This is a genomic window from Pseudomonas sp. Leaf129 (assembly GCF_001423465.1).
Taxonomy (GTDB): domain Bacteria; phylum Pseudomonadota; class Gammaproteobacteria; order Pseudomonadales; family Pseudomonadaceae; genus Aquipseudomonas; species Aquipseudomonas coleopterorum.
The window spans coordinates 1-16,701 of sequence record NZ_LMOC01000013.1 but is presented as its reverse complement, the minus strand read 5'-3'; the positions used below and the strand labels follow the sequence as shown (position 1 = coordinate 16,701).

22 protein-coding genes are annotated in these 16,701 nt (G+C 49.9%); 10 read left to right on the top strand and 12 right to left on the bottom strand.

The features are described 5' to 3' along the window. Window positions 1-125 precede the first annotated feature (125 nt). From ASF66_RS21785 to ASF66_RS22610, 3 genes are read right to left on the bottom strand one after another with little or no spacing between them, the layout of a single operon-like run. Entirely contained in the window at window positions 126-473 is a 348-nt protein-coding gene (locus ASF66_RS21785) for a hypothetical protein (protein ID WP_056845353.1), read from the bottom strand. A 36-nt stretch (window positions 474-509) separates the two neighbouring features. Further along, window positions 510-941 carry a hypothetical protein gene (locus tag ASF66_RS21780; RefSeq protein ID WP_056845352.1) on the bottom strand — a complete coding sequence of 144 codons (432 nt, stop codon included), beginning with the start codon at window positions 939-941 and terminating at the stop codon, window positions 510-512. After that, complete coding sequence (locus ASF66_RS22610) at window positions 938-1,990, bottom strand: hypothetical protein (protein ID WP_156463252.1); 1,053 nt, start codon at window positions 1,988-1,990, stop codon at window positions 938-940. Before ASF66_RS22610 ends, ASF66_RS21780 begins: the two co-directional genes overlap by 4 nt. Window positions 1,991-2,203: 213 nt before the next feature. Here ASF66_RS22610 and ASF66_RS21770 point away from each other — a divergent pair, with 213 nt between their 5' ends. The 4 genes from ASF66_RS21770 (at window position 2,204) to ASF66_RS22335 (ending at window position 6,511) form a co-directional block, all read left to right on the top strand. After that, a complete protein-coding gene (locus ASF66_RS21770; protein ID WP_056845350.1) occupies window positions 2,204-2,563 on the top strand; it encodes a plasmid mobilization protein in 360 nt (119 codons plus the stop codon). Further along, entirely contained in the window at window positions 2,556-4,163 is a 1,608-nt protein-coding gene (locus ASF66_RS22340; protein ID WP_082484750.1) for a relaxase/mobilization nuclease domain-containing protein, read from the top strand. Before ASF66_RS21770 ends, ASF66_RS22340 begins: the two co-directional genes overlap by 8 nt. A gap of 463 nt (window positions 4,164-4,626) precedes the next feature. Further along, complete coding sequence (locus ASF66_RS21755) at window positions 4,627-5,565, top strand: replication initiation protein (RefSeq protein ID WP_236707146.1); 939 nt, start codon at window positions 4,627-4,629, stop codon at window positions 5,563-5,565. A 454-nt stretch (window positions 5,566-6,019) separates the two neighbouring features. After that, window positions 6,020-6,511, top strand: a complete 492-nt coding sequence (locus tag ASF66_RS22335) for a hypothetical protein (RefSeq protein WP_082484748.1) — start codon at window positions 6,020-6,022, stop codon at window positions 6,509-6,511. 365 nt (window positions 6,512-6,876) lie between these two features. On the opposite strand, the gene ASF66_RS21745 is transcribed toward ASF66_RS22335, so the two are convergent. Beyond that, window positions 6,877-7,188, bottom strand: a complete 312-nt coding sequence (locus ASF66_RS21745; protein ID WP_056845345.1) for a hypothetical protein — start codon at window positions 7,186-7,188, stop codon at window positions 6,877-6,879. 16 nt (window positions 7,189-7,204) lie between these two features. Between ASF66_RS21745 and ASF66_RS22605 the strand changes: the two genes are divergently transcribed. Beyond that, on the top strand, window positions 7,205-7,399 hold the full coding sequence (locus ASF66_RS22605; RefSeq protein WP_156463251.1) for a hypothetical protein: 195 nt from the start codon (window positions 7,205-7,207) through the stop codon (window positions 7,397-7,399). 371 nt (window positions 7,400-7,770) lie between these two features. Here the strand turns inward: ASF66_RS22605 and ASF66_RS21740 are convergent, their stop codons facing one another. Continuing rightward, the gene (locus ASF66_RS21740) at window positions 7,771-8,007 is read right to left on the bottom strand and encodes a hypothetical protein (RefSeq protein ID WP_056845344.1); all 237 of its coding nucleotides are present in this window, start codon (window positions 8,005-8,007) and stop codon (window positions 7,771-7,773) included. Continuing rightward, window positions 7,988-8,245, bottom strand: coding sequence for a hypothetical protein (locus ASF66_RS22600; protein WP_156463250.1), 258 nt, complete (start codon window positions 8,243-8,245; stop codon window positions 7,988-7,990). Before ASF66_RS22600 ends, ASF66_RS21740 begins: the two co-directional genes overlap by 20 nt. Window positions 8,246-8,648: 403 nt before the next feature. Here ASF66_RS22600 and ASF66_RS22330 point away from each other — a divergent pair, with 403 nt between their 5' ends. After that, the gene (locus tag ASF66_RS22330) at window positions 8,649-8,897 is read left to right on the top strand and encodes a helix-turn-helix domain-containing protein (protein ID WP_082484747.1); all 249 of its coding nucleotides are present in this window, start codon (window positions 8,649-8,651) and stop codon (window positions 8,895-8,897) included. Further along, window positions 8,878-9,639 carry a hypothetical protein gene (locus ASF66_RS22790; RefSeq protein ID WP_201782781.1) on the top strand — a complete coding sequence of 254 codons (762 nt, stop codon included), beginning with the start codon at window positions 8,878-8,880 and terminating at the stop codon, window positions 9,637-9,639. The genes ASF66_RS22330 and ASF66_RS22790 overlap by 20 nt, the downstream gene beginning before the upstream one ends. A gap of 2 nt (window positions 9,640-9,641) precedes the next feature. Here ASF66_RS22790 and ASF66_RS22320 read toward each other — a convergent pair whose 3' ends face one another. The 3 genes from ASF66_RS22320 to ASF66_RS21725 form a co-directional block, all read right to left on the bottom strand. Next, complete coding sequence (locus tag ASF66_RS22320; protein WP_082484746.1) at window positions 9,642-11,000, bottom strand: DNA cytosine methyltransferase; 1,359 nt, start codon at window positions 10,998-11,000, stop codon at window positions 9,642-9,644. Between the two features lie 104 nt (window positions 11,001-11,104). Beyond that, window positions 11,105-12,067 carry a tyrosine-type recombinase/integrase gene (locus ASF66_RS21730; protein WP_056845342.1) on the bottom strand — a complete coding sequence of 321 codons (963 nt, stop codon included), beginning with the start codon at window positions 12,065-12,067 and terminating at the stop codon, window positions 11,105-11,107. Then, entirely contained in the window at window positions 12,064-12,441 is a 378-nt protein-coding gene (locus ASF66_RS21725; RefSeq protein ID WP_056845341.1) for a DUF2513 domain-containing protein, read from the bottom strand. The genes ASF66_RS21730 and ASF66_RS21725 overlap by 4 nt, the downstream gene beginning before the upstream one ends. 179 nt (window positions 12,442-12,620) lie before the next feature. On the opposite strand from ASF66_RS21725, the gene ASF66_RS21720 reads away from it, so the two are divergent. Together ASF66_RS21720 and ASF66_RS21715 are read left to right on the top strand one after the other, a co-directional pair. Then, entirely contained in the window at window positions 12,621-13,307 is a 687-nt protein-coding gene (locus tag ASF66_RS21720; protein WP_056845340.1) for a hypothetical protein, read from the top strand. A 43-nt stretch (window positions 13,308-13,350) separates the two neighbouring features. After that, window positions 13,351-14,133 (top strand): hypothetical protein, encoded by a 783-nt coding sequence (locus ASF66_RS21715; protein ID WP_056845339.1) that lies wholly within the window; start codon window positions 13,351-13,353, stop codon window positions 14,131-14,133. A gap of 188 nt (window positions 14,134-14,321) precedes the next feature. Here ASF66_RS21715 and ASF66_RS22595 read toward each other — a convergent pair whose 3' ends face one another. Further along, window positions 14,322-14,498 carry a hypothetical protein gene (locus tag ASF66_RS22595; RefSeq protein WP_156463249.1) on the bottom strand — a complete coding sequence of 59 codons (177 nt, stop codon included), beginning with the start codon at window positions 14,496-14,498 and terminating at the stop codon, window positions 14,322-14,324. Between the two features lie 429 nt (window positions 14,499-14,927). Between ASF66_RS22595 and ASF66_RS21710 the strand changes: the two genes are divergently transcribed. Then, window positions 14,928-15,314 carry a hypothetical protein gene (locus tag ASF66_RS21710; RefSeq protein ID WP_056845338.1) on the top strand — a complete coding sequence of 129 codons (387 nt, stop codon included), beginning with the start codon at window positions 14,928-14,930 and terminating at the stop codon, window positions 15,312-15,314. A gap of 75 nt (window positions 15,315-15,389) precedes the next feature. On the opposite strand, the gene ASF66_RS21705 is transcribed toward ASF66_RS21710, so the two are convergent. After that, on the bottom strand, window positions 15,390-15,695 hold the full coding sequence (locus ASF66_RS21705; protein ID WP_056845337.1) for a hypothetical protein: 306 nt from the start codon (window positions 15,693-15,695) through the stop codon (window positions 15,390-15,392). After that, window positions 15,682-16,332 carry an AAA family ATPase gene (locus tag ASF66_RS21700; RefSeq protein ID WP_056845336.1) on the bottom strand — a complete coding sequence of 217 codons (651 nt, stop codon included), beginning with the start codon at window positions 16,330-16,332 and terminating at the stop codon, window positions 15,682-15,684. The genes ASF66_RS21705 and ASF66_RS21700 overlap by 14 nt, the downstream gene beginning before the upstream one ends. Window positions 16,333-16,701 lie beyond the last annotated feature (369 nt).

Below are 16,701 nucleotides of genomic sequence, written 5' to 3'. Positions count from 1 at the left end.
GCCCGGCAGGGCCGGGCTGGGGAGGTCGCCACCTTCGCCGTGGCCGCCGAAGGTGGCCCGGCGGCTGCTTTAGGCTTGGATGCGCGTCCATGCGCTGGCCACGTCCCTGTGGCCTCTGGTGATGACTATCTCCAGCTTCGAGAGCCGTGGCAGTTCTGATAGCAGTTGCTGTAGCACTGCCCAGCATTTGGATCGAAGATGTTTTGAATCGTCGAATCACCACCTTCAATGACTGCAAGCAGCTGCCGAGGATCAAGCCGCAGCGTCTGTCCGTCTAGGCTCATCACATCACCCAGGGCGACTATGTGTTGGTCGATGGCCGACGCAGCCTCATGTCGATCAAGCACAGCTTTTGCGTAGTCCTTCGCAGATTGAGACGCCATGTCAGACCTGAGATGTATGGGCACGTTGGCATGCGCCATGGTCGCGGCAGATGCGATCACAGCTGAAGTAATCGCGTGGTGGTACTCCATCGCTGCTGCTCCCCTGCAGGGCAGGGAAGGGGGCTGTTAGCGCTCATAGCCATTCTCCGCGTCGCGTGGTCTACGGCCCTTGCCGGGTGCGCGGTCGTCGTCATGGCCTGATCCCCTGACTTTTCCACCCGACAAACCTTCAAAAATCTTTTGAAGTAGGATAGTAATAAATTGAATAAATGCTTCAAGTAAATTCTTTTCTACGACCATGCCTTTTTTATAATCATCGTCGGAATCGCCATTGTCGAAATCAATAACTTTGCCAATTCTGGATTTAACTAAGGCATCCCATACTTGGTCGGTTACTTCTGGTTTTGAAATCAAAATAAACTCTCGGCTGCCGGGCAATTTTTCAAACCTATCCACTCCTTCAATAAACTTGTCTGCAAGTTCATCGTGGTCAATTTTTTGATGTACTTGTGCAAAAGTAATTTTGTCTTGTTGTGATAATCTTTTGAAATCGCTCATTGTGTAACCTCTCTTATTGTTGGTGCTGCTTTATTTACTTCATTGAGCAAAGCACTTTGCAATAGTGCTTCGCGTCTAAGATCTGATTTGTACTGATCGAGTGCCAGCGACGTAGCCACAGCTTTTAGTTCTGCCGCCCGGCGCTGGGCTTCAGCGGGTGGCACATAGTTGTCAGTACATGAGTTGGTGACAGCGCATATCCACTCTTTACTACCTATGTGCTTATCGTCGAAATCGTCGTAAAGCTCGACCCTCCCAGGAGCGCGAGTGCCACTGCCAGTGATGGTGCCGTGCTGGGCGATCTGTATTGCCTCCAGACTTGATCTTGCTTGTTCTCGTGCGTTCTCTATGCGTACGTCTTCGACTACAGCATGTGCGTACTCTGGCGATCCCGGTAGTAAGCTTGTGACGTGGGGAACTGCTATCTGTGAACCTGCGGCTAGATCATTTTGAAGCTGTAAAGCTCTGTATTCATCAGCAGTCAATGCAGAACTGGTAAGCCATAGTTTTGGATCTTGGCACTTGCCATCAAGCTTTGCGCACTTGTCGATTATCTCAGCGGCTATTTTTGTATTAACGCTATTTATGTCTTGCACGCTGACTTCTTCGCCTTTGTTCATCATGCCACCGCCGGTAGCCGCCGAATACCTCGCAGCACGTTCTGTGGCCTTTCTGTCTATCTGATCGGCTTCGGCGCATTCAGCATCATTGAGTCCAACAGATACAGCCAAAGTATCGCAAGCGTCCTTGGCTGGCTGGACACGTTCTAAATGCTCTAGGTTTTGACGCTCTTCTTTTCCTTTGTCCAGTCGTGCCGTTGTGTTTGCGAATCCATTGTTTATGGCATCTACACCCATTTGCGCTGTATCACCAATGGCTTTTAGCTGGGCGGCATTAACGACCATATTTTTTGCTGATTCGACCGTTCTGTTGAAATTATCAAAATATTTTTGCTTGAACGAGGCTTCATCACTCACCAGCATGTCAGCAAATGAAAATTGCGAAAGTACCAATAAAATCAAGGAAACAGTGATTTTTGGCGCTCTCATAATTGTCTGTCCTCGTTCTTGTTTTTAGACACTATATATGTGAGTCACGAAAAATAAAACTTGCAAGTGTGCGATTGGAAGGCGTGGAATAAGAGCAAACAAGGCTCCTCCTCAACATGTTTCACATGTTGAGACCTTGCTGGGCTTTGCCCAGACCCAATGGGGTTCCCCCATACCCCTAAAGGCAAAACAAAAAAACACAGGAGCAGGACAATGGAACGAGTAATCCATTTACAAGCAAAACTCTCTAAAAAGCAGCATGCGTTGCTCAAGGTCAAGGCAGCCAAAGCCGGCATGGGGCTCGCAGAGCTCGTTGTAGCCATGATCGAGAACAGAGAAGTGGTTGAATCTAAGAACGACCTCAAACCAGCCCTGAGAGAGTTTAACGGGTGGTATGGGCGGCTAAATTCAAATATCAACATGATTGCGAGGCACGCAAACATATATAAGCAAAATGCAAGCTCAGACTTGATATTGATGCGGCTCAACGAAATTCGGGAGGACGTGCGGCTTATAACAAAAAAGGCAAACAGCTTGCAGCCAAAACGCGGGAGACCTCGCAATCATGATTAATGGTCTAGCAATGCAAACAACTGGCGCACAAAAGGCCGTGGACTACTTAACGGGTGGCAGCTATTACGACAAAGAATCCAACGAATGGAAGGAACGCGATCCTGCGCCAGTCGTCCTGGAGGGTGATCCAAAATCATTTGTACAAGCCTGCGATGGCCTGACGTTTAAAAATAAGTATACGTCGGGAGTTTTGAGTTTCAGTCCAGAAGAAACCACATTGATTAATTCTACGCCGGGCTTGAAAGATGAAATACTGCAGGACTTCAAGGGTTTTGCATTTGCCGGTATTCCTGACGATTGCCGAAATATGTTAGCTGTCCAGCACACACACACCGGCAGGCTAGAGATCCATTACACAATTCCGCGTGTAAACTTAGAAAGTGGTAAATATTGGAATCCGTTTGAGCCTAATTATGATGGTAAACGCGGTAAGGGTAATAATCAAAAGTTTCGCGAACAAAATGACGCATATATAGATCATGCCTGTAATAAATTTGGGTTGCAAAATCCCCGTGATTTATTGGTGGCAAGAGATATAAATATCAGTTCCTTTGATAAAGAGGCGACAAGTAAACGAGACGTGCATAAATTTGTCTCTGATCTTGTTATTAGTGGCCATATAAATTGCCGCGAAGATATTGAGAAGTATCTCAAGCAGGCAGGTGGAACTATTACAAGGAGTAGCGCCGATTACATATCAGTAAAGTTTGGTGACGATCAAAAAGCCATGCGCTTTAAAGGTGGAATATATGACAAGAATCAATTTGGAGCAGATGCAATCAGCAAAAGAGAGTTACATGCAGGACAAAGACCGTCAGAGGAACTTACTGGACAAGAATTCAAGAGAGTCATGGAAGAACGAACGGAAAGAGTCGAAAGCCGTCATGGAAAAACAGAAGTTGATGCTGATCGAGACCAAGGCCGCAGTAAAGAATTTGACCCAGAGTTTAGCGAATACACAGACGCTATTGATGAGCTCGAAAAAGCATCTGAGGATATCCCTGATATCAAATCTGCTGTTACTGATTTTGTTAATAGCAATAGTAGTGCTATAGCGGACTACAAAGATGCGGCGGCGGGTATTGAATCTGGCGTAGATATTTCTGATATTGCTATTGCAAAAACAGATGATCCCGTGATCCGGTTTTTTCTCCAGCAGTTTAAACAGTACGCGCAGGCAGAAGCTCAACGGGCTATGGCCGCATCTAAGAAACTCTGGGGATCGGCTTTCGCATCGCCAGAGGCAGACAAGTTATTAGTAGACAGGGTGGGCACGATCTTTAAAGCGATACTCGGAATACAGACCGGCATCGATGTTGATCGCCCTGGGCGTGCGTTTGATTGCAAAGCACTGAGCCACGGTGCTGCGAAAGCATCAGATCTCGCACAGGAGCGCGCATATTTGCTCGAGCAGCGGCGACAGGAGCTCATACAGCAGGCAGTGGCGGCTCAGACGGCATCGAGCACGCAACAGCATCAGCGGCAACAGATCGAGGACGATAAAGCCGGGCATGATCGAGACCGGCCTCGGGTGCCTAGCTGGAAGCGTGGCCGCAACGAAGAAGACGACCGCGCAGGCCCTAGACCGGGTGGACGCTAAATTTTTTCGTTCCAAAAGGCTTGGAATTGCTGGGAAATTGGAAAGGTGATGACTAGCCAGCGGCAGAATCGGCTAGCGTAGGAATTGAAGAATTTGCTATAACTCAATGATTGCTAAGCCAGAGCCCCTTATGACGAGGGCAGGCAATCGAGATTCGGAGTCGTGGAACACCAGAAACACAAAGCCCCGCGTTAGCGGGGCCTTGAGGACAAACAAAAAAATAGACCTGAGATCCAGTACGTACCAGCTTGGCGGCCCGGAGACGTACTGAATCTCTTCAGATCTGGAGTCAGTATATGCGCATATTCAGCGCTTGTTCAACCCGTGGCCGCCGCCATTCAGCAGAGATGCTGACAGGGCGGCGCCAGTGGATCAGCTAGAACTTTTCGCGGCCCCTCGGCTGCCTTACCGTCCCCGCTGCGCTAACGTGCTTCCCGGCCCTCTGGAGATCCAGAAATTGGCCGTGGCTTTGGCTTATCGTCATATCCAGGTCAACCCGCCAAACGCGATTTTCTGGATTGTCATCGACATTGACGAGCCGGTCATTTCTGACCCTATCTCTCGCCAGATGAAAGCAATCTTTGACGGAATGGTGCCCCTACCGAATTTCCTTGCGGTTAATCCCGAAAGTGGCCGTGCGCATGCGTACTATGCCCTTTCGCGGGCTGTTGCTAAGGGCGATCACACGTCAATCAAAGCCATGCGCTACGTCGCTGCCATCGAGGCAGCGCTGATTTTTGCGTTGGGCGGTGATCCCCAATACGCGAACATGATCGCAAAGAACCCAGTCCATCCGGACTGGCGTCGGGTCGATCTGCGATCAGAACCGTACACCCTTCACGAGCTTGAAGACGGCCTCGATCTGTTCGTGCCAGACAAGTCGTCTCAGCGAGAAGAACTCAAGAATGCCGGTGCTGCTGGACGCAATGTCACCGTTTTTGATCGTCTTCGGTTCCATGCGTACCAGCACGTCATGATGTACAAGTCTGACGCTGATTACATGACATGGAAGCGCTACCTTTCGGCACGTGCAGATGACTACAACGACTCAGTGCCTGCACTGCCGGCAAACGAAGTCAGGCACATCGTCACGAGTGTCGCTAAATGGACGTGGACACACTACACCGGCACGTTGAGCAACGAAGCTTTCAGCGAACTCCAGGCATTCCGTGGAGCACGTGGTGGACGCATCAGCGCACGAGTGCAAGCAGAGCAGGCGGACAAGGAAGGCACGACTGTAGCGGCAAAGATGAAAGCCGTCAGGGCTTGCAAGAAAGCAGACGATACCAAGCCAGCCCAAGCTATCCAGCTGCGCGCAGAAGGGGTGTCTGTTGCTGAGATTGCACGCAGGTTGAAAATCAGTCGACCGACCGTTTACGTATACCTAAAATCTGTAAAGTGACGAAGCCATAGTCAGACAGGGCCCCCCACCCATGCGTAGGTGCGCATACACACATGCATGTATGCGCACACACACGTACATGCACACACATACACACCTGCGTACGTACACATGCACGCGTAGGTATACAGAAAGAAAAATAGAAATAGGCCTCAGTAGCTCACTGCGAATGCCACGCAGATAGCTCTAGCTCGCGAGCATGGGTGGGCCACACCTTTACACTTTGGTACCTCGCCAGAGGCCATCAGGTGCGCATAGCGGCGATTTTCAGCTGCCACCCAAACTACCCTAGCGGGTGGCTTGTGGCGTGTTCTATACGCGCTTGTAGGGCCTTGCAGTGGCCTTCTTAGAGCCTGCTTTTTGAGGTCATTCCGCTGACCGGGTGCTGTCTGTCACAATGCGGGCCATCAGTCCCTTACTACTGCCCCGGCCTGCTCCGGCTCTGGATTCGTTCTTGTCAGAACTGCTCAAACTCAAAGAAAACGTGCTTGTGGCTTACCCTGACGGGGGTTTTAGCTTCGGCACGATTCCAGACATGCCAAAATTCTACCTTCCCGGCGGGGAGATCTATCTGCGTGTGGGTGTTCACCGGCGTGCAAACAGTGGTTTTGGCGTGATTCACGTATGGGAAGCCCATCAAGCAGATCTGCTCAAGCATGGCTGCACAACCATCGATGGTGTAGCCGCGCACATCGCAAAAATGATTGTCCCAGGAGCGCAGATTTACTGTGAATTCAAAGAGCAACGCGGTGGCAATCGCATTGCAGTGCTCAGAACGGCAACGGGAACGCTGATCCTTGAGCCACGTCATGAGCGGACGGGTTTCGGATACTACGTTGTGACGTGGTATCCCCAGCGCCGGGCCCATGGCACGTTGGTAGGGCAGGTTTCGCGACCGCCTAAATCTGTCCCGGTGACTGTCGAGCCAGAACCAACGCAGAAATGAAAAAGGCGCCCAAATGGGCGCCTTTTCAGTGTTCTAGAGGAGTAGTCGCAGCGATCCTTTAGCTCCTGGCCATCACTGGCCGTGGGTTCAGAATCCGACCGGCTATGCCCGTCGTCACTACTTCAGAGAAACCAGCTTTCTCTGCTGCCAAAAATGCGAGGGGACGTATCACTGGTGTCCAAGCTCGACGAATGCGCAGTTGCAGTCCTCGTTTACAAGCATAAACAACCTAACACTTGTGTCAATCAAATTTGATGAATGAGCGTGATTTTTCGGGGCTTTCCGTGACCCCTGATGATGCCGATTCAGAGTGCTGATCGAGCACAAGCACAACCGTAGCTCCTGCCTTATGACGTGGCCGTCGATCAGTCGAAGTACATCAGCGTGCCATCAGGGCACAGACAATGGCGCCTCCCGAAGTGATACAGGCCGTCCGGCTGCTGTGTCTTCCCGATGACTTTGATTCGGTCGTACCCGTCTGTCAGCCACTCCACACCATCCATGGTGGTCAGCTCGAATTTTTGATGATCGTCATCGACGATAACCGAACCTAATTGGCTGGGAAACGAGGCCAGCGCGTCATGCAATCGCAGGGTGTTTTCCTGTTGTGCATATTGAAAAACGTGGTGCCAGGTGGTGAAGCACTCGGTACCGATATCGCTCAAATCAAAATTCATGCTTGGACTCTAAACGGTGGGCCAGTTTGCCCAGAAATCAGGAAAAATTTACCCTGTAGGTCATGCTCGGTTCGTGATTGAACAACATGTCTTCAAGCTCTACAGCCAGCTTAATCACGGAGCTGGTGGATCTGCTGTCGGCTTTCAAAAATTCGATAGCTTCTCGGATTTCGTCCGCAGTCACAGGCTTGCTTTGGCCGTTACCGGATGACCCGGCGTCAAATGCTCGAGCACCAAATGCGTCATAAACCACACCGTTGGCATACCCGAAAAAAAACTTGGTCTGATCGATGCTGGATGTGCAGGAAAAGTCGTGAGCTATGGCTAGATAACCTATTTTTGAGAGGGTACGGCCCCGAAAATGCGGGGCCAAAATTACTGAAGGGCTTAGCGCACGCTGAAGTTGTGCGGCATGCTGTCATCGTTGTCGATCATGTCCTGCAGCTCGCACCGGCTACAAATCCTCACGCTTGGCGAACGGGTATCCTCACCACATGTCCTGCATGAGCCCAGGTCATCCATCGGCTCATATTGCCCATCATCATCAAACATCTTTTGATGCCCTTTTCGGTTTGTCTGCGTTTAAAGTTCGACGGTCAGTTGCTTGGCGCCGGTCGTGCTGCAAAAGCGTTCCAGCGTGTCCAGCGAGGCCCAGAGCCTTACATCTTGTCGACGGCTGCGGACTGAAAGCCAGTGCGTCCCTATTCGGCCTTGCAAAGCCCACTTGCCGCCCTCCTGACGCACGGCGCGAAGGTCGCGCAAAGCTCCGGTTTCCCAGAGCTTTGCAACGTGGTCAGCATCAATCGTTTGTGTATTCATTTGGGTTAATCCAGTCCTCGTAAGCAATATCGAGAGTGCGGCCAGCATCTGGCCCTGCGTGCGCGCCGCTAGCCAGCTGGGCAGAAAGCCAGGTCAACAAAACATCCCTTGAGTACGGGCATGGGCTGTACTCATGCAAGTCGTCAGCGAGATACGCAAGACGGTCTTCAGGGCTCATGTCGATATGACGTTTTGGGATGGTTGGCATTACAGTGACTTCCTGTTGCTGCGCGTGCATGTTCGGCTCTCCGGCCTGTTCGTGTTGGACGATGCGCACGCTAACCAAAACATATGGAAGTGGCAGCCGTTATTCTGCTTTTGGTAACCGTTTTAACCAGATCTGGTTAACAGAAACCTGTGAACCGGTACGGCCGATTTAACAATAACTCCGTTATATTCTTGTTTGTATACATAGCTCATATGCATTATTAAATATATTGCCAATGAAGTTGATAATAATTAATTATTTACATTCACTAAAAAAGCTATGAAAAAGATAAGTGTTATTAATTTAAATCCATTGATATAAAACAATACTGAATTTAATCAGGTTTGCAACGAAACGGATTTTGTGACTTATAGTCCGTGTACTTATAGTCGGCAATTGCGGGATAATAAATTAAATATTGAGTTAGCTAGTAATGACCGACAGTCTCGTATTGCGAACTTCAAAAACAATTAAACATTTCAGGATTATTAATAAACTGAGTCAGGAAAAACTTGCTGAAAAAGCAGGATTAGATAGGACGTACATATCAGGAATAGAAAGGGCTAGAAGAAATATCACGTTGGACTCGTTAGACAAAATAATTACAGCGCTTGAAGTAGATAAAAAAGCGTTTTTTGAATACGTTTTGCAGGAAGCAGTTGATGACATATCTGATAAATAGCAAGGCAAACACTAGCTTTATAACGGCTTCTGGGCAAGTTGAAACAATAGGCACGGAGATTTTTGAGCGAGCCTTAGCTGATGTGCAATTAGTAATTGAATCATTAAACGATATTCCAGTGGACGTGTTCTCGATTCTGGGCATGAGGAACTTATCCGCTTTCATCGGCGAGCTGTTTGCAAAAAGTTTGGTAAAAGAATCTGAAAATCGATATGTCGGAAATCCTCACCAAGATGGATACCCTGACCTATTGTTGATGGATGCCCATGGCTTAAATTTATATGAGGATATCCGATTAAAAAACGGCTTAAGGGATAAATTCCCATTTAGCCCGTTTGCCAACGGCGGTTTAGAAATAAAAGCAACATGTGGTGATGTTCCTACGCCGGCTAAATGTGCCAAGTTAAATATGACTAAGCCGCATATAGGCGACACTCGAATAAGCCTCATGACAGGTTACACCTGGAAAGCACATCATAGGGAAACTAACAATTTAGTTGGTATCTTGTGGGACTTTTTTAATGGTGTACCAAAAATTGTAGCAGTATTTTTTGGTTCAGACCTAAGCCCTGAAGATTGGGGTGCAATTGTTCAACCAAAAGAAGGTGGTGGAAGAACTACAAGCGTTTCCATCATGAAAAGAGAGGGAATTGGAAAGATGTATCGGAATTGGATTGCAGTTGAAGATGACCGCAGATACATAGATTATATAAATCGTTATAACCGTGGTCACCTCATATAATGCTAAACAAACAGCTCTTGCTGATGATTGCTGGTAAGAGCTTGTTTCTGAAAGGTATTTTTACGATCTATATTGTTTTTATTATCAGCAACAGAGGCAATAAAGGCGAATATTTGCTCTAAGCCTTTAGGTGGAATGCTTTCGCCAATAAGTTCTCTTATAAGTTTATCACTGACTTTTTTTCCATCTGCCCGGCGCCAGTCAAATGAATAGTCTGCAATAGTATGCAGCTTCATTGCTTCATACAAAGACAAAACTCTATTTTGCTCAGGGTGCAATTTATTATCGCTGCAGGCATACGACAAGTTTCGGGTCAAGGTGCTAGCTGGTGAATTCCAGCTCATGCGCTTGTAAGCACTGGTGAAACCTTTCATTAATCGGTATTGACCTTCTTTTTTTACCCAGGGACGAGGAAGTAACGAAGAACATTTTAAACAGTAAATAGGCGTTTCTGTACTGGATCGGTTAATCCCCTCCAGGTTTCTCGAAGCTTTATGAGAAGGATTAGCGTCATACCGACAAGCAGGGTTTATGCACTGATTATCAAAAGCACTTTTCTCTGTGGCTGTATTACTAACCCACAAGTATTTTTCTTCATCCAGTAGTGGCACCCTGTGGTATGGAATCTCTTTGTGTTCTGCGTTTTTTGCTGAAGAAGCGTCAAGTGGCGGAGTATCATATATGGCATCGCGCACAGTGACCCACTTAGCCTTATTAATGCCCAGCTTGTTATGGGTTGTGGGGGGGAGTAATGTCCCGTGTATGTCGAAGTGCGCTTTTAAATTTTGGTTTTTAGTGAAAATTGATATGAGTCGCTGTCTACTTTGAGGCACCCCATAATCAGCAAACTCTACAACATTTACAGAATGCGTAAATTCAGGCCCTAAGGATCTGCCAATAAGGTCAATAATATTTATTAAGTCATTTCCGTTTTCAGGATCTGGAATAAATGTGTTTTCCATTTCTGGCACATTTTCCATAACTAACGTGTGTGCTTCACTTTTTTTGAAAATCGCAATGGTTGGCAACACCAGGAGGTTTCGAGGATCGACCTCAGGCCTTAAGCCTGCTCGTGACAAATTTAATAATTTACCACGACCGTTCTTTGACATTCCCTGGCAGGGGGGCGTTGCAAAGACCAAATCAAGACGATCAGATCCTAATAATCTTTTGGTTTCACTTAGTATTTCATCCTGTTTTTCCCAAATGTCTCCAATGATCATATGAGATTCTGGAAAATTATACTTGAATACTTCAGCACGTTCGGGAATTAATTCATTCGCAACAAGTACATCAAAACCCGCGTGGCGTAATCCTAGGTCACCTATTCCGCCACATGCAAAAAGACTTATTGATTTCATTGTATAAACCTAGATATTGATACTTATAGTCTACATTAGGCGTTGGTGGATTACAACTATTTCCTGCTATCCAAAAACATCACCGAATGAGCTTATGATATGGATCAAAACCGTACTCGCTCGATTTCATCCAATGTGATCTCGTCCCGACGCCGATCATACAATTGAGTGGTACGGGTCGACGCATGATTAGCCATCGCTGCCGCATTCTCCAACGTACCACCATTCTTTAGGTACGCTGTGATCCCCGTGGCCCGGAACGAGTGGTTGCCAATCGGCGTCTTGATCCCTACTGCCAGGGCCCGCCGACGCACCATCGCATGCGCGTTGGCCTGTGGTAGTGCATTCGGGCTCAGCTGCCCGGTACCCCGCCCCAACGTGCGAAACAGCGGCCCCTTTGGATCGTTGTCTAAACCGGTCTCTACGAGGTACGCCTGCAAGTACGCCTCCAGCGAATGATGACAGGGCATGGCATGTTGCTTGCCACCTTTCTCCCGTAGCCGTACCCATAGCCGCCGATTTTGCGTATAGACGTCCTCGACCTTCATGCTCAACGCCGCGCCAATGCGGGCAAACGAAAACACCATCAGCGCAATTAACGCCCGATCACGCAAACCTGCCGGTGTGCTGTCATCGATGCTGTCTAGCAACTGCCGAGCTTCGGACGGCTCGAGCACCGGCGTCTTGCCGGTGCGGGCCGCATGACTGGGCCCGCGCACCGACGCCGCCGGGTTATGCGGTACCACCTGCCCGACTACAAGCCAGTCGAACAGGTGCCGGATCGCGGCCAGCCGTTGCTTCACCGAGGGGGCTGCCAGTCTTTGCTGCTGCAGCTCGATCCAGGTCGCCACATGCAGAGGGCTCACTGCCGTGATCGAGGCTACCCCCACGGTGCTGCACCAGGTCAAAAACTCGTTTGCTGCGCGAGCATAGGCGCGCCGTGTGTTGAGGTTGCGGATATTGGCCGTGAAAAACTCCAGGAAGCGCACTCCCGCGCGCTCGCCGGCCTGGCTGATCAGAGCCGGAACCTGCGCCGTGATCGAGCCCGTTAGGACAATTCCGCTCATGGCAGCTCGATCCCCAACTTCTCCTTGAGCATCTGCTTGCTAATAGCCTTGCCTAAGTCCAAGAGCATGTCGAGGCCCGCCACCCCCGCTTTCTCAGCACCCGCCTTGGTACGACGCCAGACCTCGCCGTCGCGAACGGTATCAAGAAACTCGTGACCTCTATAGGTGAGCCGCATGGGCTGCCATTCGAAGTGGTTCATCCCGCCCAGACTGATCCCGGCCAACAAACCTGCCTCGGCTAAAAGCATGACGTGATACGACACCAGGCCCGGATCTCGATCTTCGAGTTTCAGTACCATCCAGCCAAGGGGAGGCTTTTCATGAGCTTCGACCGCGAGCAGGATTTCGCGCACCAGGTCTTTTTCGAGCCTCATCGAGGTGTCCCTTCCTATATGTGATAAAGGACATTATCACATATAGGAAGAGTCGGAGAGCGCGCTCCCAAGGAGCCGCAGTATCGTCAAAAATAATCATATGAAATATCATAAAATAATCATTGAAAGTATCATATTTGTTCGGTAGTTTGGGCCCATACCAACTGAGGGCAGATACGATGAGCACATCCTGGCGTAATCGATTTGAGAAAAACTTTATTTCCCCCGAGAAAAAGCTCGGCCTGGACGAGATCCTGGAGGAAGCACACGACGCCTATCTGGGCTGGATGGCCGCTTCACTGACGGCGTTCCACAGCGATTTTGATGAAAACCAGGTTGACCAACTGGATCGGATTTTTCAGGGAGAAAGTCGTATTCGTGCGATTGCCAAGGACTGCTATGACTACGCCGTCAACGGACGTATCAGGCTTGCCAAGGATGAGCAGGAACAGGAGCACATGAATGATGACTGGGTCTGCCTAGCCATTTTGGTGTTGTCCGCACGTCCTGGCATCGAAGAGTTTTCGCTCACCGTCAGAGGTCGTGCAATTGGGGTACCGGTGAAGCTTGAGCAGCTCCTGTTTCATGCGCAGATACGGGCCCTGCTGGACTTCTCGGCCGTCGATGGATTTGACGAGGATTCGGTGCCGCCTTTCTTTAATCAGCCTGTGACGGGCTACCTGACGCTAAAGGAAATTGCGCTACTGGGACAGATGTCTGAGCGTGCCGTGCGCAATGCCGCCCAGCCTACGGCGGCGGATCGTCTTCAGACTCGCAAGCAACAGAGCCAGACGGTGGTCGACGCCCAGGAGGCGTTGCGCTGGTTGAAAGGGCGCCGGGGGTTCATCGCCACACGCGCAGATTGATACCCAAACTCAAACCTATCACCACCGCAAAAAGGACATCGTCATGAGCCTTGAACAATTCAGCAAACTGATTTCCGCCTCCACCCACAACTTTTCGCACCCTCTGCCAGCAGAGCTTCTACTGGCATCCGAAGGCGACCTGCAGACCTTCTATGCCCCGTTTGATCACATCAATTTGGGGGCTCGGATTGTGGTGTGCGGCATCACGCCAGGCTTGCAGCAAACACGTCTCGCCCTGACAGAAGCTGGTCAGCAGCTCCGCCTAGGCACCTCGGTTCAACAGGCGAAACAAGCAGCCAAAGACACCGGCAGTTTTGCCGGCCCCCTGCGAAACAACCTGGTCAGGATGCTGGATTATGTCGGAGTCCATAAGCTATTGGGCATCAACAGCTGTGCACGCTTGTTCGACACCCATCGGCACCTGCTGCACTCCACTTCGGCACTGCGCTACCCGGTGTTTGTAAACGGCAAGGATTACAGCGGCAGCCCCAGCATGCTCAGTCGTAGCAGCCTGCGGCACCAGGTGGAAACGCACCTGGCGGAGGAAATTCGGGTACTGGGCCCGCAGTGTCTCTACGTGCCGCTCGGGCCCAAGGTCACCGAGGTCTTTCAGCACTTGCAAGCTAAAGGCCTGCTGAAGCCGGAGCAGCTGCTGGATGGACTGCCCCATCCTTCTGGCGCCAATGCGGAACGCATCAGTTATTTCCTCGGCGGTAAGCCTCGCGAAAAGCTGTCCAGCAAAACCAATGCCGCCACGCTGGATACCGCCAAGGCACGGATCCTGGCCAAGCTGGCCACCCTGCGCAGTACAGGCGTCATGAACTGAGTTCGCGATCAGGTTCCGCGTGCCACCAGGAGCGGATCTCACCGGCAATGTAGCAGTCACCGCCTGGGGTGGGGCGGAAATACCCCCCTCTCGTCTCGCTGGCTAGCCCAGCTTACTGCTCAGCAGTGCAGCGGCTCTGGTATTCAGAGCCGCTTTTTTTGCGCTATGGCGCAAGCAGCATCTAGAGGTTACTGCTGAATTTTTATCTCTACGCCGCCATATTGCGAGCCTAAATCAATGGAGCCGCGATGGTAAATTTCGATACGACCACTCGTGATGAACATGAATAGCAGGATGATGACCTGCACCAAGATAATTTTGAGAAGGGTGTCCTTAGCGAACAGCTTGGATAGAAGCTTTTTCAAAGCGGATATTCCTTTCCGAGTAATGCGCGAAACTTGCAAGGGTAATTCGTGAGGTGGCGTTAGGCCATAAAATAAAGTCAGATTTACCATAAATTTCGTTATGCGAACTCTCGCGGGCACTTAGCCATCACCTCCCTTCCTAGCCGCAGCCGTGCGGCTGCAAATGCTCGCTTCGCTCCGCACGATCCCCCTGCAGGGCAATGGCCTAAAGCAAAGCAAAGTCGCCTGCGGCAGCGGGCACCTGCAAGCCAGCGGGCTTTGCCCCCTGACTTTCAGCCGCCTTCACAGAGTGCGTTCATTATAAGGATACGCATACATAATCATGTTAGGTACGCATGCGTACCTAAAAAAACAACGCATACAAATGTTGACAAGGTACGCATGCTTTTATTAAAATGGTACATATGCATAAGTCAAAGGAGACCGCATATGCGTATCAAAGCGAAAGGCCAAAGGCTGCAATTGCTTCGTACTGAATACGTCCCAGAGTTGAAGCGTGGCAGGGATGTAATGATTGGGAGCTTGAGCAAATACGATGCAAGCGTGCCAGAGGATGTAAAGTCGCTGCTCGATGCGGACGAGCTACAGAAGCTTGAGGCATACATAAAGGAACGTCGTGAAGCGAGTACCGTGATGATGCAGGGCTTCGCCCTGGATACGCTGCCATCGAAGCTCAGAGACGCCATGGAAGGCCTTAAATCATTGGATAAGGTTGCGGCTATGAAGCCCGAGCGTGTTGCTGAAATATGGTCTGCTCTCGATGATATGCGGGCAGCACTGAGAAAAGCAGGGCTGCCTAGACCAAAATCGGAGTAATATGTAGGCACAAAAAAAGGGGCATGATGCCCCTTTCATTATTCATAATTATGAATTCAGATTTATGAATTCATATCAGTAGCCTTCTTTCTCTAGTATCTCCCGAATGATACCGCTTACAGTCTTCGGCCCTTCTCCACCACGCTTGTTTTTAATAGCGGCATCTTGAAGCTTTTCAATCATGCTCGGTGGCAAACTAATGCCAATAGCCTGCGATTTTTTATCGGCCTCAGAATCAATTTTATATTCGTTCGGCTTTTCTTTTTTCCTGCCGTAATCTTTTTCGGCTAACGCGTCTGCCAATTGGGCAGCTTGCTTGTCGACCTGCTGTGGGGTCGCCTGAGCGCGTCCTGCCGCCGATTGGCTCTTAGGCTTCACCATGACCAAACACCTCCCCTACCAGTGCATAGACTTCATCAGCGGCGGCTTGATTGCCGACCTCGATTACAGACAGCCCCTCTGCGGCAGCGTCCTTATATGCCTTTCTGTAAAAGCCCACGGCATCGAGCACCTGGAACTCTGGGAATTCCTTCAAATAGCCTAGGAATTCCGACCTCTCTTTAGCTTTGACGCTCGCATTTGTTGACGCCATTGCGTGATAGATCAGCACGACGAGGTCGGGGTTAAGATCGCGGATCTTGACCACCTGCTCCTGCAATTCTTCCAACGTGTCCAGATCGAACTGACTGCATTGATGCGGGGCTAAGATTTTGTGTGCAACGGTCGCTCCGGTGATCAGCTCGCGACTGTTTCTGCCAGCAACATCGACGATGACGTATTCATATTTTTCGTCAAGGCTTCGCAAGGTTGATGCGATGTTGTCTCTTTTTTCGATAAGAGTGATCGAAGGTTTTTTGTCTCCTGCTTCGCGCTCAGCATGCCATTTTGCCGAGGTGCGCTGTGGGTCTGCATCTACCAAGCAAACCTCGCTACCAGCTTTTGCGAGGGCTACAGCAACGTTTGTAGCGGTAGTGGTTTTGCTTGCCCCGCCTTTGTTGCACCCAACGATTAAAATCATCTAAGACGCTCCGCCAAGAGTGTAAATTAAGAATTCATAATTATGAATTACGATTTCATGATTCATATTCTAGCTGAAGCACGCAGGGTGTCAAGTGATGTATGCGTTTTTTTTAATGGTACGCATGCGTTCTTATTAAAAGGTACGCATACGTCCTTTTTCTATTTGTGTATGCGTACCCTGTATGTGAGTGTATGCGTTCCATTAAGAAGGTCATATGTAGGATGATTTATGTTTTGGCTATGAAAAAGCCCGGCAGGGCCGGGCTGGGGAGGTCGCCACCTTCGCCGTGGCCGCCGAAGGTGGCCCGGCGGCTGCTTTAGGCTTGGATGCGCGTCCATGCGCTGGCCACGTCCCTGTGGCCTCTGG

What these genes read in the sequence shown, in the direction of transcription:
- ASF66_RS21785 (WP_056845353.1), bottom strand. Translation starts at nt 473, where the DNA reads ATGGAGTACCACCACGCGATTACTTCAGCTGTGATCGCATCTGCCGCG.
- ASF66_RS21715 (WP_056845339.1), top strand. Translation starts at nt 13,351, where the DNA reads ATGAGCCTTGAACAATTCAGCAAACTGATTTCCGCCTCCACCCACAAC.
- ASF66_RS21780 (WP_056845352.1), bottom strand. Translation starts at nt 941, where the DNA reads ATGAGCGATTTCAAAAGATTATCACAACAAGACAAAATTACTTTTGCA.
- ASF66_RS21730 (WP_056845342.1), bottom strand. Translation starts at nt 12,067, where the DNA reads ATGAGCGGAATTGTCCTAACGGGCTCGATCACGGCGCAGGTTCCGGCT.
- ASF66_RS22320 (WP_082484746.1), bottom strand. Translation starts at nt 11,000, where the DNA reads ATGAAATCAATAAGTCTTTTTGCATGTGGCGGAATAGGTGACCTAGGA.
- ASF66_RS21720 (WP_056845340.1), top strand. Translation starts at nt 12,621, where the DNA reads ATGAGCACATCCTGGCGTAATCGATTTGAGAAAAACTTTATTTCCCCC.
- ASF66_RS22600 (WP_156463250.1), bottom strand. Translation starts at nt 8,245, where the DNA reads ATGCACGCGCAGCAACAGGAAGTCACTGTAATGCCAACCATCCCAAAA.
- ASF66_RS22340 (WP_082484750.1), top strand. Translation starts at nt 2,556, where the DNA reads ATGATTAATGGTCTAGCAATGCAAACAACTGGCGCACAAAAGGCCGTG.
- ASF66_RS21740 (WP_056845344.1), bottom strand. Translation starts at nt 8,007, where the DNA reads ATGAATACACAAACGATTGATGCTGACCACGTTGCAAAGCTCTGGGAA.
- ASF66_RS21770 (WP_056845350.1), top strand. Translation starts at nt 2,204, where the DNA reads ATGGAACGAGTAATCCATTTACAAGCAAAACTCTCTAAAAAGCAGCAT.
- ASF66_RS21725 (WP_056845341.1), bottom strand. Translation starts at nt 12,441, where the DNA reads ATGAGGCTCGAAAAAGACCTGGTGCGCGAAATCCTGCTCGCGGTCGAA.
- ASF66_RS22790 (WP_201782781.1), top strand. Translation starts at nt 8,878, where the DNA reads ATGACATATCTGATAAATAGCAAGGCAAACACTAGCTTTATAACGGCT.
- ASF66_RS21710 (WP_056845338.1), top strand. Translation starts at nt 14,928, where the DNA reads ATGCGTATCAAAGCGAAAGGCCAAAGGCTGCAATTGCTTCGTACTGAA.
- ASF66_RS21705 (WP_056845337.1), bottom strand. Translation starts at nt 15,695, where the DNA reads ATGGTGAAGCCTAAGAGCCAATCGGCGGCAGGACGCGCTCAGGCGACC.
- ASF66_RS22610 (WP_156463252.1), bottom strand. Translation starts at nt 1,990, where the DNA reads ATGAGAGCGCCAAAAATCACTGTTTCCTTGATTTTATTGGTACTTTCG.
- ASF66_RS21700 (WP_056845336.1), bottom strand. Translation starts at nt 16,332, where the DNA reads ATGATTTTAATCGTTGGGTGCAACAAAGGCGGGGCAAGCAAAACCACT.
- ASF66_RS22330 (WP_082484747.1), top strand. Translation starts at nt 8,649, where the DNA reads ATGACCGACAGTCTCGTATTGCGAACTTCAAAAACAATTAAACATTTC.
- ASF66_RS21745 (WP_056845345.1), bottom strand. Translation starts at nt 7,188, where the DNA reads ATGAATTTTGATTTGAGCGATATCGGTACCGAGTGCTTCACCACCTGG.